Raw genomic sequence first — 15409 nt, 5'->3', positions numbered from 1 at the left:
ATATGTTATGGGTTAAAGCGTTTCATTTGATTGCTGTTATATGCTGGTTTGCGGCATTATTTTATTTACCGCGTCTTTTTGTTTATCACGCATCCAGTGAGGATTCTATTAGTAAAGAGCGCTTCAAAGTAATGGAGCGTAAACTCTACCGTGGCATTATGACGCCTTCTGCAATAGCTACCTTGGTACTGGGGATCTGGTTGGTTTCCTATAATCCTAGTTACTATATGAGCTCAGGTTGGTTCCATGCCAAGTTAACTCTGGTTTTCTTTTTATTTGGGTATCATCACGCATGCGGCAGACTATTAAAGAAGTTTGCATTAGATCAAAATACGAGAAGTCATGTTTTTTATCGCTGGTTTAATGAAGTTCCTGTCATTATCCTAATAGCAGTTGTCATCTTGGTTATTGTTAGACCGTTTTAATATTATTGAGTAGTGGTTATTTTTTATGAGTCGATCTGAAACATTATTTGAAAGAGCACAACATCGAATTCCTGGAGGCGTTAATTCTCCGGTACGAGCCTTTAAAGGGGTAGGTGGTACACCTATATTTTTCCAAAAAGCACTGGGTGCTTATGTATACGATGAAGATGAAAACCGTTATGTCGATTATGTAGGCTCTTGGGGACCTATGATTATTGGTCATTCTCACCCAAAAGTGTTGGACGCTATTAGAGAGCAAATGGATTTTGGTTTAAGCTTTGGTGCACCAACCGAAGTTGAAATTACTATGGCGGAAAAAGTGTGTGAACTGGTTCCTTCAATGGATATGGTTCGAATGGTGAGTTCTGGCACTGAAGCCACAATGAGTGCTATTCGTTTAGCTCGCGGTTTTACTGGTAGAGATAAGATTGTAAAGTTTGAAGGTTGTTACCATGGCCATTCAGACTCATTATTAGTTAAAGCGGGTTCTGGTGCTTTAACATTAGGAGTGCCGAACTCGCCAGGCGTTCCGGCTGATATTGCAAAACATACTATTACTCTGCAGTACAATGATATTGAAGAAGTGAAGCAGTGCTTTAGTGACATAGGCCGTGAAATAGCTTGTATTATTGTTGAACCCGTGGCTGGGAATATGAACTGCATTCCGCCAATAGAAGGGTTTCTTGAGACATTAAGAGACGTTTGTGATTCATGTGGTGCTGTGTTGATCTTTGATGAAGTTATGACTGGATTTCGTGTTGCGTTAGGAGGAGCCCAAGAGAAGTTTGGTATTGTTCCTGACCTTACTACCCTTGGTAAAGTGATTGGTGCTGGCATGCCTGTTGGTGCTTTCGGCGGTAAGCGAGAAATAATGGAGCATATCGCGCCGTTAGGTCCTGTATATCAAGCCGGTACTTTATCCGGCAATCCAATTGCTATGGTAGCGGGTTTGACGGCGTTGAATGTCATCAGTGAACCAAACTTTCACTCTATTTTAGAAGAAAAAGCGAATGCTCTAGTCAGCGGTCTTATTGAAGCCGCAAGACAAGTAGGGATTCCTTTCCATGCCGTCAGTGTAGGAGGCATGTTCGGTTTCTTTTTTACTGAGTCTAATGCTATTACCTCATTTAAAGAAATGATGGCTTGTGATACTGAGCGCTTTAAGCAATTCTTCCATTTTATGCTTGAGGAGGGAGTGTATTTTGCCCCTGCGGCTTATGAAGCTGGATTTATTTCTCAGGCTCATACCCAAGAAGACATTGATTTTACTCTAGCGGCTGCAGAACGCGCTTTTCGGAAAATCAAATCTTTAAATAATTCAAATTAGGAAGAGAGGCTCTAAATGTCAATTGAAGATAATGATCCTATTCCAGATGTAGAAGTTGAATCCGATGAGAATATGACAACCAGAAAACAACCACGAAAAGGGGTGTATTTATTACCTAATTTGTTTACAACAGCGGCTTTATTTTCTGGTTTTTACTCAATTATTGCAGCTATGAATGGTGACTTTATTCAGGCCGCATCCGCTATTTTTATCGCTGGAATTTTAGACACCCTTGATGGTCGGGTTGCTCGTTTAACCCATACTGAAAGTGCGTTCGGCGCTGAGTATGATTCTCTATCCGATATGGTGTCTTTTGGTATCGCTCCTGCCTTAGTTGCGTTTTCTTGGTGTTTGGCCCCGTTAGGGAAGGTTGGCTGGATAGCCGCTTTTATCTACGCAGTCGGCGCCGCTCTTAGATTGGCGCGTTTTAATACTATGCTTGGGGTTGAAGAGAAACGCTACTTTACTGGGTTGCCAAGTCCTGCGGCCGCATTAATTGTTGCTGGTGTTATCTGGGCGGCAAATGAAGTGGGTATAGCGGGTGCTGATCTCGCATCTATTATGGCACTTTTAGTTCCAGTAACTGGACTCTTAATGGTAAGTAATGTGAAGTATCGCAGCTTCAAGGATTTGGATCTTAAAGGTCGTGTTCCATTTGTGGTGTTACTGAGTGCTGTTTTGGTGCTGGTGCTTGTTGCGCTAGAGCCTGCAATTGTACTGATGGCCGTATTTGTTTTTTATGGGTTGTCAGGCCTGCTAGGTATATTTTTTAAACCATTTAGATAGTTAAGCGAATCGTAATTGATAACGGGGGGATTTGCTTTGAGTTGGCAGGTCCCCTTTTTTTTTGACTTAGGCGGAACCCTTTGGATTTTGTTGTGTCTACTTAACTATTACTGAGGAGTAAGGCATGATAATTAAATCGAGAAAAAAATCAGACTGTGCGGAATACGAAGTAACGGATCAATCTACCTACCTTAATAGACGACAGTTTATTCAAGCCTCTACCGTTGCTGCGATTGGGGTTGCATCACCCTCTTTATTCGCGAAAGAAGTTGGTAATGGATTGCCTGTCCCTAACACAATCAGTTCGGCATTCAATAATATTATAGAAACACCTTATGGGGCATCGGAAAAGGTTGCGCCTTTTGATGTGGCCTCCAGTTACAATAACTTTTATGAATTTGGTTATGGAAAAGGTGATCCAGCCGAAAAATCGTCGTTATTAAAAACGGATCCTTGGAGTATAACCGTTGAAGGAGAGGCTGACATTACAGGTACTTTTGCGTTGGAAGACATCATTAATGAAAATCAATTAGAAGAAAGAATTTATAGATTAAGATGTGTTGAAGCTTGGTCAATGGTTGTTCCTTGGGTTGGTATCTCTTTGGCGTCAGTGTTACAAAAGTTTAAACCAAATTCAAAAGCTAAGTATGTTTACTTTGAAACCCTGCATGACCCAAATCAAATGCCAGGCCAGCGAAGCGGGAGTATTGAATGGCCTTATCGTGAAGGCTTAACGATCGAAGAAGCAATGAATAAGCTGGCTTTTTTATCTGTTGGTATGTACGGCAGTGTCTTACCTAATCAAAATGGTGCTCCAGTAAGATTAGTCGTCCCGTGGAAATACGGTTTTAAAAGCATAAAATCAATTGTTAAGATTCGTTTTGTGGAAAAGATGCCAAAAACAACTTGGAATATGTTGGCCCCTCAAGAATATGGTTTTTATGCCAATGTAAACCCAGGCGTTGATCACCCTCGTTGGACCCAGAAGCAAGAGCGGCGTTTACCTGGAGGAATTTTATTTCCTAATGTCATTGAAACTCAAATGTTTAATGGTTACGCCGAAGAGGTCTCGGATTTGTATTCTGGTATGAACTTAGTGAAAAACTTTTGATCAATACTGGAGTAGCGTATGTGGGATAGGAAAGAGAAACCAATTGTGGTTATTGTATTTTGTTTGCCATTGCTTTGGCTTTTATACTCTTTATTTTCTGGGCGTTATTTTCCTGACCCTGCAGAGCCATTTATGACGCTTTCAGGTATATGGGCTTCAATATTTATGAGTATTACTCTCAGTCTATCTATTTTAGTAAAACACCCCAGATTAAAGGTAGTGTCTAGATATCGCCGTTTCATTGGACTGACGGCTTTTGGGTATAGTTTATTGCATCTATTGGCCTATTTAGTATTGCATGCGGGTTTTAGTTGGCTTTGGATTAGTGAAGATGTTTTGAAAAGACCATATATATATGTAGGGTTGGTCGCTTTTTTGATTCTGTTAATGCTTGCTATTACAAGCCCTAAGAGGATGATCAAAAAGTTAGGAAAGAAGTGGAAGACAGTACACCGATTTTTTTACTTGGCTACTTTATGTGTTATTGCTCATTTATGGTGGCAAGTGAAAAGTAGTCCTGAAATCGCAATCTGGCTAACTTTGATTATGATTGTTCCGCTGGTAATCAGGTTAAAAGAAGTTTTTTTAAATAAAATTAAAAAAAGACTTGCACTAAATTTGTAGATCCTTATTATACGCCCTCGCTGACACGGACAACCACTCAGAACAACGAGTGACTGCCCAGCAAGAAGAAACAAAACACTGTGTTCTTTTTGTCTTACTTTGGTCAGCACGCTCTTTAAAATAGTTAATCAGATAATTTGTGTGGGCGCTCGCTGGAGACTTCGAAAAATTTGAAGTCTTACGAGAGTCCAAACACTTTCAATTCGTTCTTGTTTGTTTGATTTATCAAACAAACATTTAAGTTTAGTTAGAGTTAAATTTGAGTAAGCAAGCTGATTTATCAGCACAAGATCTTAAACTGAAGAGTTTGATCATGGCTCAGATTGAACGCTGGCGGCAGGCTTAACACATGCAAGTCGAGCGGAAACGATGTAGCTTGCTACAGGCGTCGAGCGGCGGACGGGTGAGTAACGCGTAGGAATCTGCCTAGTAGTGGGGGACAACATGTGGAAACGCATGCTAATACCGCATAAGCCCTACGGGGGAAAGGAGGGGATCTTCGGACCTTTCGCTATTAGATGAGCCTGCGTGAGATTAGCTTGTTGGTGAGGTAAAGGCTCACCAAGGCGACGATCTCTAGCTGGTCTGAGAGGATGATCAGCCACACTGGGACTGAGACACGGCCCAGACTCCTACGGGAGGCAGCAGTGGGGAATATTGGACAATGGGCGCAAGCCTGATCCAGCCATGCCGCGTGTGTGAAGAAGGCCTTAGGGTTGTAAAGCACTTTCAGAGGGGAGGAAAGGTTATTGATTAATACTCAATAGTTGTGACGTTACCCTCAGAAGAAGCACCGGCTAACTCTGTGCCAGCAGCCGCGGTAATACAGAGGGTGCAAGCGTTAATCGGAATTACTGGGCGTAAAGCGCGCGTAGGTGGTTTGTTAAGTCGGATGTGAAAGCCCAGGGCTCAACCTTGGAATGGCACCCGATACTGGCAGGCTAGAGTACGATAGAGGAGTGTGGAATTTCCTGTGTAGCGGTGAAATGCGTAGATATAGGAAGGAACATCAGTGGCGAAGGCGACACTCTGGATTGATACTGACACTGAGGTGCGAAAGCGTGGGGAGCAAACAGGATTAGATACCCTGGTAGTCCACGCCGTAAACGATGTCTACTAGCCGTTGGGTTGTAATGACTTAGTGGCGAAGCTAACGCAATAAGTAGACCGCCTGGGGAGTACGGCCGCAAGGTTAAAACTCAAATGAATTGACGGGGGCCCGCACAAGCGGTGGAGCATGTGGTTTAATTCGACGCAACGCGAAGAACCTTACCTACTCTTGACATCCAGAGAATTCGCTAGAGATAGCTTAGTGCCTTCGGGAACTCTGAGACAGGTGCTGCATGGCTGTCGTCAGCTCGTGTTGTGAAATGTTGGGTTAAGTCCCGTAACGAGCGCAACCCTTATCCTTATTTGCCAGCACTTCGGGTGGGAACTTTAAGGAGACTGCCGGTGACAAACCGGAGGAAGGTGGGGACGACGTCAAGTCATCATGGCCCTTACGAGTAGGGCTACACACGTGCTACAATGGCGCATACAGAGGGCGGCGAACTTGCGAAAGTAAGCGAATCCCACAAAGTGCGTCGTAGTCCGGATTGGAGTCTGCAACTCGACTCCATGAAGTCGGAATCGCTAGTAATCGTGAATCAGAATGTCACGGTGAATACGTTCCCGGGCCTTGTACACACCGCCCGTCACACCATGGGAGTTGATTGCTCCAGAAGTAGCTAGCTTAACCTTTCGAGGAGGGCGGTTACCACGGAGTGGTCAATGACTGGGGTGAAGTCGTAACAAGGTAGCCCTAGGGGAACCTGGGGCTGGATCACCTCCTTAAACGATACGAAGCTCTGGTGAGCGTTCACACAAATTATCTGATGACTAATTTATAGAGAAGCACAGAAAATTGAATCAATTGATTCTTATGTATTTGGGTCTGTAGCTCAGTTGGTTAGAGCGCACCCCTGATAAGGGTGAGGTCGGCCGTTCAAATCGGCCCAGACCCACCAATATATCAATAGCAGTGTGGTTTACGTTTTCATTTAGTTCGCTAAATGTCGGTGTTAAACAGCTTGTTCTTGGTGTTCTGGTATGAAGTTGAAGGTATCTTCTTTAACTCACCAAATACATAGAGTAATAAATGGGGCTATAGCTCAGCTGGGAGAGCGCCTGCTTTGCACGCAGGAGGTCTGCGGTTCGATCCCGCATAGCTCCACCATTACTTACTCAACTGAATTCGCTGTCCTAGTGTATTCATTCTGCTGCTAACAATCTGGTCAAAGCCTTAAGCAAGACATTAACCTCTAAATAATTCATGTTAATTATTTAGGCATTCTTATGCGTTAATTTCTGACTTAGTGCTTTGCACTAAACTTGCTCTTTAACAATGTAACTTTTTGAAATAGACGATAATCAAGCGTCAAACCGGTGGAAAGCATCTTTCTCTTTATTGAGAATAACCTGGATGACTTTCTAAAATCGTAAAATCCAGTGATGACACAAAAGCATCGTTGGTATGTGATCTAAGTGTTGTTTTGATACTGGCTCTTCTTTAAGAAGCGTTAGGCATCAAAAAACTACTTTGGGTTATATGGTCAAGTGACCAAGCGTGCACGGTGGATGCCTTGGCAGTCAGAGGCGATGAAGGACGTGGTAATCTGCGATAAGGTTCGGGGAGTTGATAAACAAACTTTGATCCGAACATTTCCGAATGGGGAAACCCACCCGCTTGCGGGTATCATTAACTGAATACATAGGTTAATGAGGCGAACTCGGGGAACTGAAACATCTAAGTACCCGAAGGAAAAGAAATCAACCGAGATTCCCTAAGTAGCGGCGAGCGAAAAGGGATTAGCCCTTAAGTTGATTTGGTGTTAGTAGAACAAGCTGGAAAGCTTGGCCGTAGAGAGTGAAAGCCTCGTATACGAAAACGCCTTATCAATGAAATCGAGTAGGACGGGACACGTGGTATCCTGTCTGAACATGGGGGGACCATCCTCCAAGGCTAAATACTCCTGACTGACCGATAGTGTACCAGTACCGTGAGGGAAAGGCGAAAAGAACCCCGGCGAGGGGAGTGAAATAGAACCTGAAACCGTGTACGTACAAGCAGTGGGAGCGGACTTAGTTCCGTGACTGCGTACCTTTTGTATAATGGGTCAACGACTTATTTTCAGTAGCAAGGTTAACCATTTAGGGGAGCCGTAGGGAAACCGAGTCTTAATAGGGCGTTTAGTTGCTGGGAATAGACCCGAAACCGGGCGATCTATCCATGAGCAGGTTGAAGGTTGGGTAACACTAACTGGAGGACCGAACCCACGTACGTTGAAAAGTCCGGGGATGACTTGTGGATAGGAGTGAAAGGCTAATCAAGCTCGGAGATAGCTGGTTCTCCTCGAAAGCTATTTAGGTAGCGCCTCGTATCTCACCATTGGGGGTAGAGCACTGTTTGGGCTAGGGGGTCATCCCGACTTACCAACCCCATGCAAACTCCGAATACCGATGAGTGCAATTACGGGAGACACACGGCGGGTGCTAACGTCCGTCGTGGAAAGGGAAACAACCCAGACCGTCAGCTAAGGTCCCAAAGTTACAGTTAAGTGGGAAACGATGTGGGAAGGCTTAGACAGCTAGGAGGTTGGCTTAGAAGCAGCCATCCTTTAAAGAAAGCGTAATAGCTCACTAGTCGAGTCGGCCTGCGCGGAAGATATAACGGGGCTAAAACTGTACACCGAAGCTACGGATGCAAGATTTATCTTGCATGGTAGAGGAGCGTTCTGTAAGCCGTTGAAGGTCAAGCTGTAAGGCAGGCTGGAGGTATCAGAAGTGCGAATGTTGACATGAGTAACGATAAGGGGAGTGAAAAACTCCCCGCCGGAAGACCAAGGTTTCCTGTCCCATGCTAATCAGGGCAGGGTGAGTCGGCCCCTAAGGCGAGGCAGAAATGCGTAGTCGATGGGAAACAGGTTAATATTCCTGTACTTATGTATATTGCGATGGAGAGACGGAGAAGGCTAGGCTAGCACGGCGATGGTTGTCCGTGTTTAAGGTAGTAGGTTGAAGGCTTAGGTAAATCCGGGCCTTCTTAAGACCGAGAGCTGATGACGAGTCCTCTTTTGGACGAAGTAGTTGATGCCATGCTTCCAGGAAAAACTTCTAAGCTTCAGATATACATGAACCGTACCCCAAACCGACACAGGTGGTCAGGTAGAGAATACCAAGGCGCTTGAGAGAACTCGGGTGAAGGAACTAGGCAAAATGGCACCGTAACTTCGGGAGAAGGTGCGCCGGTTAGTGTGAAGGATTTACTCCGTAAGCATTGATCGGTCGAAGATACCAGGTGGCTGCGACTGTTTATTAAAAACACAGCACTCTGCAAACACGAAAGTGGACGTATAGGGTGTGACGCCTGCCCGGTGCTGGAAGGTTAATTGATGGGGTTAGCGTAAGCGAAGCTCTTGATCGAAGCCCCAGTAAACGGCGGCCGTAACTATAACGGTCCTAAGGTAGCGAAATTCCTTGTCGGGTAAGTTCCGACCTGCACGAATGGCGTAACGATGGCCACACTGTCTCCACCCGAGACTCAGTGAAATTGAAATCGCAGTGAAGATGCTGTGTATCCGCGGCTAGACGGAAAGACCCCGTGAACCTTTACTATAGCTTCACAGTGAACTTTGAACCTACTTGTGTAGGATAGGTGGGAGGCTTTGAAACTAGGACGCCAGTTCTAGTGGAGCCAAACTTGAAATACCACCCTGGTATGTTTGAGGTTCTAACTCAGGTCCCTTATCGGGATCGAGGACACTGTGTGGTGGGTAGTTTGACTGGGGCGGTCTCCTCCCAAAGAGTAACGGAGGAGCACGAAGGTGTGCTCAGCATGGTCGGAAATCATGCGAAGAGTGTAAAGGCAAAAGCGCGCTTAACTGCGAGACAGACACGTCGAGCAGGTACGAAAGTAGGTCTTAGTGATCCGGTGGTTCTGTATGGAAGGGCCATCGCTCAACGGATAAAAGGTACTCCGGGGATAACAGGCTGATACCGCCCAAGAGTTCACATCGACGGCGGTGTTTGGCACCTCGATGTCGGCTCATCACATCCTGGGGCTGAAGCCGGTCCCAAGGGTATGGCTGTTCGCCATTTAAAGTGGTACGCGAGCTGGGTTTAGAACGTCGTGAGACAGTTCGGTCCCTATCTGCCGTGGACGTTTGAGATTTGAGAGGAGCTGCTCCTAGTACGAGAGGACCGGAGTGGACGAACCTCTGGTGTTCCGGTTGTCACGCCAGTGGCATTGCCGGGTAGCTATGTTCGGACGGGATAACCGCTGAAAGCATCTAAGCGGGAAGCCTCCCTCAAGATGAGATCTCACTGGGACATAAGTCCCCTAAAGAGCCGTTGAAGACTACGACGTTGATAGGTTGGGTGTGTAAGTGCTGTGAGGCATTGAGCTAACCAATACTAATTGCTCGTGAGGCTTGACCATATAACACCAAAGTGGTTTTAAGTGATAAAGAGAGACTGAGAAAACTCGAAAAGAGAAGGGTCAAACGTATCATGAAAAGATCATAGAGACACAGATTACGACGCGCATCAGCGATGATGTGGCTGGTTTGATACTTGGTTATCGCTATTTCAAAAACGCATTGTTAAAGATTCAAGCACGTACTGGCGTGTTGTGAGTGAACAAGCTGGATTAAGCCTAAGGGCTTAACACAGGCACTCAGAACGAACGCAACCGGTTTGCTTGACGATCATAGAGACGTTGAACCACCTGATCCCATCCCGAACTCAGAAGTGAAAAGCGTCATCGCCAATGGTAGTGTGGCATTCGCCATGTGAGAGTAGGTCGTCGTCAAGTTTCAATTAGAAAGCCCTGATGGCTCACGCCATCAGGGTTTTTTTATGACTGAAATTTAAAGAGAATTATAGCTATAAGCACGAATAATATAAGTACTATGCTTACATTGTTTGTTCTTTCAAATTTCTTTAATGAGTAAGGATAATTGTTGAGTACATGGTTTCTGTACTTATAATTAAATGTATTACTTGGCTCGCTTTTTTGAGTCAGTTTTTAACTCTATATAAAGGATATGTATATGAAAAAATTAGTATTATCAGCTGTTCTAGCCGGTTTGTCAGCCACATCATTTGCAGCCGGTGGTCATGGTCCAGCTGGCTGTGGTCTAGGTACGGAAGTTATTTTTAAAGATGCTGATGTTTGGTATGAGCACGTTTTAGCTGCAACAACAAATGGAACATCTGGCAACCAAACTTTCGGTATGACTTCAGGTACACTAGGTTGTGAAGATGCTAATGGCCCATTAGCAAATGGTGTTGCGGTATTTATGAATGAAAATCTTGAGCCTCTAGCTGTTGATATGGCTAAAGGTGAAGGTGAGACTCTTAACGCACTGGCTTCTTTGATTGGTGTTCAAACTGAAGATAAAGCATTGTTTAATGCGCAAATGAAGCAGAATTTCGATCAAATTTTTGCTTCTGCTGAAGTAACACCTACAACGGCGTATGAAGGCGTTATTGGTGTTATGTCGAATACTAAAGAACTAACTAAGTACCTAGGTTAATTTCTACTAGTACTCGTTTAAATGAGGCTAGCGTCTATTTTAGATGTTAGTCTCATTTTTTTATCTATAAGAAGGTTACTTTGTTTAGATTAAGTACGCCTCTTTAAAAAGTAAGTACCTATGCGTTTATTTATTTTTTTATGTTTGATGCTATATGGCTTGTCCGTGACAGCTCAAGAACATGATGTGGAGTTAGATACTCTTGATAACAAACTCACTGAGTTAGCTAAAAGCAGCCCATGGCTAGATCTTTTGCATTATCATCAAATTGGTATAATTGCACCCAATGAAAGCCAAGTAGATGACGATCATTTTTTCTTATCTCCACAGGGAAAGTTGGATCCTAAAGCAGAATTGTCGGCCACGATAAAATCTTTTCAGAGTCATTTTGTAGGCGACAATCCTAACAATGCATCTCAATGTCTTTATCCAGCACGGTTTAATTGGCTAAAAGAACAACGGCTTGGTTTAGGGTTAGTAGATCTTGATTGTCCCGAATTTCAGTCATGGTATAACCGTTTGAATGGAGAAAGTGTCTATCTAGTATTTCCTGCCGCGTATTTAAATAGCCCGTCGTCTATGTACGGTCACACGTTGTTGCGAATTAAAAAGAAAGATAATGATATCCCCTTATTAGATTACGCGGTAAATTATGCCGCTAATGCTGATCCTGCAGATAACCAGTTAGTTTTTAGTTACAAAGGGTTAACTGGTGGTTATCCAGGTGTCATATCGGTGACACCATATTATGAAAAAGTAAAAGAGTATAACTTTTTAGAAAGTCGAGATATTTGGGAATACAAATTAGATTTATCTCAACAAGAAGTAAACCAGTTTATTCGACATGTGTGGGAAGTTCGTAATATCCATATGGAATATTATTTTTTCTCAGAAAACTGTTCCTACCAATTATTGGCGATGATTGATGCCAGTAGTGATCGCTTACATACGACTAAAAACTTTAATTATTGGGCAATACCTGCTGACACAGTACGTGAGTTAAAAAATGCAGATGCCCTACAAGACGTCAGTTATCGTCCATCCGTTGTTAATCAAATGGAACAGATGCTAAATCAGTTAGATACTGACCAAATCGCCCAAGTTAAAAAGTTAGTGAATAATGAGACGCTTTCCTTAGAAGGTTTGACCGATTTTAATGAAGAAGAGCAAGCACAGGTTTTGGAGGTGGCTTATCAATACAGTCGGTATCTTTCTGCTCGAGAGAAATCTAAACTCGCGTATCTAAATATGCGATCAATTAAGCTGTTGTCATTACGAAGTAAATACTCTCCATCTTCTGTTTTTTTACCGACAGTGATACCAAAAGTACGAGACGATGAAGGTCATAAAACCCAACGACTCGGGCTGACAATAGGGCAAACAGAAGGTGAGTATTTTTCTCAACTTGAATATCGGCCTTCTTATCATGATTTATTAGATTCAAAAGGAGGCTACCTTGAAGGTGCTGAATTATCTATGTTCAGTGGTAGTTTAGGCATAACCGAAAATGATGATTTAAGGGTTGAGCATATTTCTTTTATTAATATTCGTTCTCTAGCGCCTTCTAATGCTTTGATTACACCCAAATCGTGGCAAATTAATGCGTCTTTAATAAGGGACTTTTCAATCGATGATAAGCTCACTTTTAGAATAAAGGGCGGTGCTGGTGTGACAAATAAGAAAGGAAATCATTTATTTTCATTATTAATTAATGGTAGTGCTGCGACAAGTTCATTTTATAATGACAATTATCAACTTCAAATGGGTCCACAATTACAGTGGCTATATTCAGGTGAAATACATAGAGTAATGGCTTCTTATGAGTATTTAGATGATCCAAATGCTGCGAATAAAAATCGTCAGGTGGCTCAAATAGAGTGGTCCTATTTGCTTAGTAATGATTGGCAGTTAAGAGCAAAATTTGCAGAGAGGAAACAAGATTCATTAGAGCAAAAGACAACTCAGCTAACACTTCTGCATTACTTTTAATGCACTTTAAATCTATTCTAATTGCCTGACGCCAATTCTGTATGATGATCATACTGAATTGGCTTTTTTGCATACTGTTGCTATTACGCTTTCTAAGGTACATCAAAATTAACATCGGCTAAGAGTTTTTTGCTCCAAGCGCCTGTGCAAACAAGGCTGTATAGTAGAGCCAATAAGAATCTTATATTTGACCTGTCCTATGACGTTATTAACCGACACTCTTAAAATGATCAAATCACAGCTGATGACTAAGTACTCCCTTGATCTATAATAGTAAGGCACGTCGTAATTTAATTGCTAGGCAAAGCAGCAATCATATAGATGACTTTCCTCAGCTGTTGATTGGTTGGCGAGGTGAGTTTGAAAGGGAGTCGACGAATGTTAAAGTCGTAATATGCGATTTTAAAGAGAGGATCTTTGCTACTGTTTATTAATTTGGTGAATCGAATATGATGACCCCTGAAATTTACATCAAAAGGCAACTTAATGCCTCTTCTGTGGTTTTCTCTGAGGTGTTGCAAGCGCTCTGGAGTGACTGCGGAGCCATTGTTCGATATTCGGTTACTGGTGTAGAGGGCATACCTTCTGTCATCCTAAAGCGTATCTCTGTACCTGAGCATATCTCTCACCCTCGAGGGTGGGATTCGAAACAAGCGACTGATCGGAAAATTCATTCTTATCAAGTTGAAAAAAACTGGTACCAGAATTGGGCTTTGCACTGTGATACAGCAAGCTGCGTTGTGGCTGAGTGTTATGGCGTACTGAGTACCCAAGACAACGAGGTATATATTCTGCTCGAAGATTTGGATGTCGCCGGTTTCTCTAAAAGGCATTCGCAATTAAACGTTTTCGAGTGCGTACCTTGCTTACATTGGCTTGCGACATTTCATGCCCGATTTATTCAGGAAAAGCCTAGTAAAGACTGGCCTCAAGGGTTATGGGAGAAAGGGACCTATTGGCATTTATCGACTCGTCAATCTGAATGGCAAAGTATGTCGGAAGGAGAGTTTAAAAATGCCGCATTGCAGATAACAAGTAAGCTTGATAATGCACGTTTTCAAACCCTTGTGCATGGAGATGCAAAAGTCGCTAATTTTTGTTTTTCTGATGACGGTTCTACTGTATCAGCGGTTGATTTTCAATATGTTGGGAAGGGCGTTGGTGTTCAAGATCTAGCGTATTTTTTAGGTAGTTGCTTAAGTGAGCAATCACTTCAACAGCATCTAGACTATTTGCTCGATCTGTATTTTACGGCATTGTCTGGCTCGATTATCAGCTTGGGTGAGTCGCCTGATTTGGCTGAAGCGGTTGCAAAAGAATGGTGTGATTTGTTTCCTGTTGCCTGGGCTGATTTTCACCGATTTATATTAGGCTGGTCCCCTAGCCACAAGAAAAATACCTTGTTTAGCCGAAAAATGGCGTTGAAGGGCCTACGCATGAGTGTATAAACTACTTAAAAGGTGAGGCAAATTGATTATTGGTAATAAAATGTTGATCTGTGAGACTTTGTAAAAAGGTGATTAAATCGTTTTGCTGTTGCTGTGTGAGGGTAAAAGGTTTAATTTTTTTTGAAAGTAAAGGAGATGGATTTCCTTGTAATGTTGCACGACTGCCCGCCATATAATTCTTAATTGTGTCTTCTAACGTTAGCACTGACCCGTCGTGCATATAGGGTGCGGTGAGTGCAATGTTTCGTAACGTGGGAGTGCGGAATTTACCTTTGTCGTGCGGTTCTTTTGTGTGTTCGTAAAGTCCTTGGTTGTTGGTCGGGTAGGCTCCTTTTTCATCCATATTATATAGCCCTGTATTATGGAAAAGCGCACCTTCTGTAGCGTCTGTGAAATGAGGTAATGTGTGGCAAGAGCTGCAACCCGTTAGGTCGCTTAAAAATAAATCAAGCCCTCTAATTGCTGCAGACGATAAGGCGGTTTTATCTCCTTCATAATAATATTGGTCGAAAGGCGATTGGTAAGAAATTAAGGTTCTTTGAAAAGAAGCTAGAGCCTTGGTGATATTAGAGAAATCAATATCGGAGTTCTCTCCAAATGCTTTTTTGAACATATTTGGGTAAATGGGATCTCGTTGTAAGAAAAGTAATACGTTTTCTTCGTGACCTTTAACGGCCATTTCGATAATAGGATTATGACCAAATAAAGGAATAAGTGCTTGCTGCTCAAGTTGAGTTGTATGTGGGTCAGCCCAATTTAGCGTTGATAAATATGCTAAGTTGATAAGAGGCATAGATCCTCTTAAATGGATATCACCTTTTATTCCGACCGCTTTTCCTCGTTCATCTGTGAAACTTTTATCTAAAATATGGCAAGAGGAGCAAGACATATAGCCAAGTCCAGATAAGTTTGCATCATAGAAAAGTCGTTTTCCTAATGCGACTTTTTCATCGCTCATAGGATTCTCTAACGGTGCTAGCGGAGGTGAAAGCCATTTAGGCAGTGACCAGTCATATTCTTTAGAAAAAGCAAAAGAACAGCCAGTCAATAAAACAAAAAACAATATAAGATTGGTTTTTTTGAGTTGTAGAGAATAAAACGCTATAAAATAATCCATATATTAT

The 15409-nt window shown here is 42.8% G+C and carries 9 protein-coding genes, 2 tRNA genes and 3 rRNA genes; 13 read left to right on the top strand and 1 reads right to left on the bottom strand.

Annotated elements, in window-relative coordinates; genetic code table 11:
• The first annotated feature begins 2 nt into the window (after positions 1–2).
• From hemJ to IEZ33_RS15555, 13 genes are all read left to right on the top strand, one after another.
• Positions 3–425: a protoporphyrinogen oxidase HemJ gene (gene hemJ, locus IEZ33_RS15615; RefSeq protein WP_191600943.1), complete on the top strand. Its 423-nt coding sequence runs from the start codon at positions 3–5 to the stop codon at positions 423–425.
• A 25-nt stretch (positions 426–450) separates the two neighbouring features.
• On the top strand, positions 451–1752 hold the full coding sequence (gene hemL, locus IEZ33_RS15610) for a glutamate-1-semialdehyde 2,1-aminomutase (protein ID WP_191600942.1): 1302 nt from the start codon (positions 451–453) through the stop codon (positions 1750–1752).
• A 15-nt stretch (positions 1753–1767) separates the two neighbouring features.
• Complete coding sequence (gene pssA / locus IEZ33_RS15605; protein ID WP_191600941.1) at positions 1768–2538, top strand: CDP-diacylglycerol--serine O-phosphatidyltransferase; 771 nt, start codon at positions 1768–1770, stop codon at positions 2536–2538.
• Between the two features lie 124 nt (positions 2539–2662).
• A complete protein-coding gene (gene msrP, locus IEZ33_RS15600; protein ID WP_191600940.1) occupies positions 2663–3649 on the top strand; it encodes a protein-methionine-sulfoxide reductase catalytic subunit MsrP in 987 nt (328 codons plus the stop codon).
• Between the two features lie 18 nt (positions 3650–3667).
• Positions 3668–4273: a protein-methionine-sulfoxide reductase heme-binding subunit MsrQ gene (locus tag IEZ33_RS15595; protein WP_191600939.1), complete on the top strand. Its 606-nt coding sequence runs from the start codon at positions 3668–3670 to the stop codon at positions 4271–4273.
• 295 nt (positions 4274–4568) lie between these two features.
• Positions 4569–6106: ribosomal RNA gene (locus IEZ33_RS15590) — 16S ribosomal RNA — on the top strand.
• 96 nt (positions 6107–6202) lie between these two features.
• Positions 6203–6279 (top strand) — tRNA-Ile (locus tag IEZ33_RS15585).
• Between the two features lie 133 nt (positions 6280–6412).
• Positions 6413–6488: transfer RNA gene (locus IEZ33_RS15580), tRNA-Ala, on the top strand.
• Between the two features lie 374 nt (positions 6489–6862).
• A 23S ribosomal RNA gene (locus IEZ33_RS15575) occupies positions 6863–9749 on the top strand.
• A 260-nt stretch (positions 9750–10009) separates the two neighbouring features.
• A 5S ribosomal RNA gene (gene rrf / locus IEZ33_RS15570) occupies positions 10010–10124 on the top strand.
• Together the 16S, 23S and 5S rRNA genes with 2 tRNA genes alongside form the textbook arrangement of a ribosomal RNA operon.
• Before the next feature lie 238 nt (positions 10125–10362).
• The gene (locus IEZ33_RS15565; RefSeq protein ID WP_191600938.1) at positions 10363–10848 is read left to right on the top strand and encodes a DUF3015 domain-containing protein; all 486 of its coding nucleotides are present in this window, start codon (positions 10363–10365) and stop codon (positions 10846–10848) included.
• A 120-nt stretch (positions 10849–10968) separates the two neighbouring features.
• Positions 10969–12837, top strand: coding sequence for an Lnb N-terminal periplasmic domain-containing protein (locus tag IEZ33_RS15560; protein WP_191600937.1), 1869 nt, complete (start codon positions 10969–10971; stop codon positions 12835–12837).
• 449 nt (positions 12838–13286) lie between these two features.
• Complete coding sequence (locus IEZ33_RS15555) at positions 13287–14285, top strand: oxidoreductase family protein (RefSeq protein ID WP_191600936.1); 999 nt, start codon at positions 13287–13289, stop codon at positions 14283–14285.
• 1 nt (position 14286) lies between these two features.
• On the opposite strand, the gene IEZ33_RS15550 is transcribed toward IEZ33_RS15555, so the two are convergent.
• A complete protein-coding gene (locus IEZ33_RS15550; protein WP_191600935.1) occupies positions 14287–15402 on the bottom strand; it encodes an MbnH family di-heme enzyme in 1116 nt (371 codons plus the stop codon).
• Between the last annotated feature and the right edge of the window lie 7 nt (positions 15403–15409).

Origin of the sequence: Marinomonas algicola, from assembly GCF_014805825.1 — a bacterium.
Classification (GTDB): Bacteria; Pseudomonadota; Gammaproteobacteria; order Pseudomonadales; family Marinomonadaceae; genus Marinomonas; species Marinomonas algicola.
Note: the sequence above shows the minus strand (reverse complement) of the source record. Positions and strands in the feature narration are given on the sequence as shown.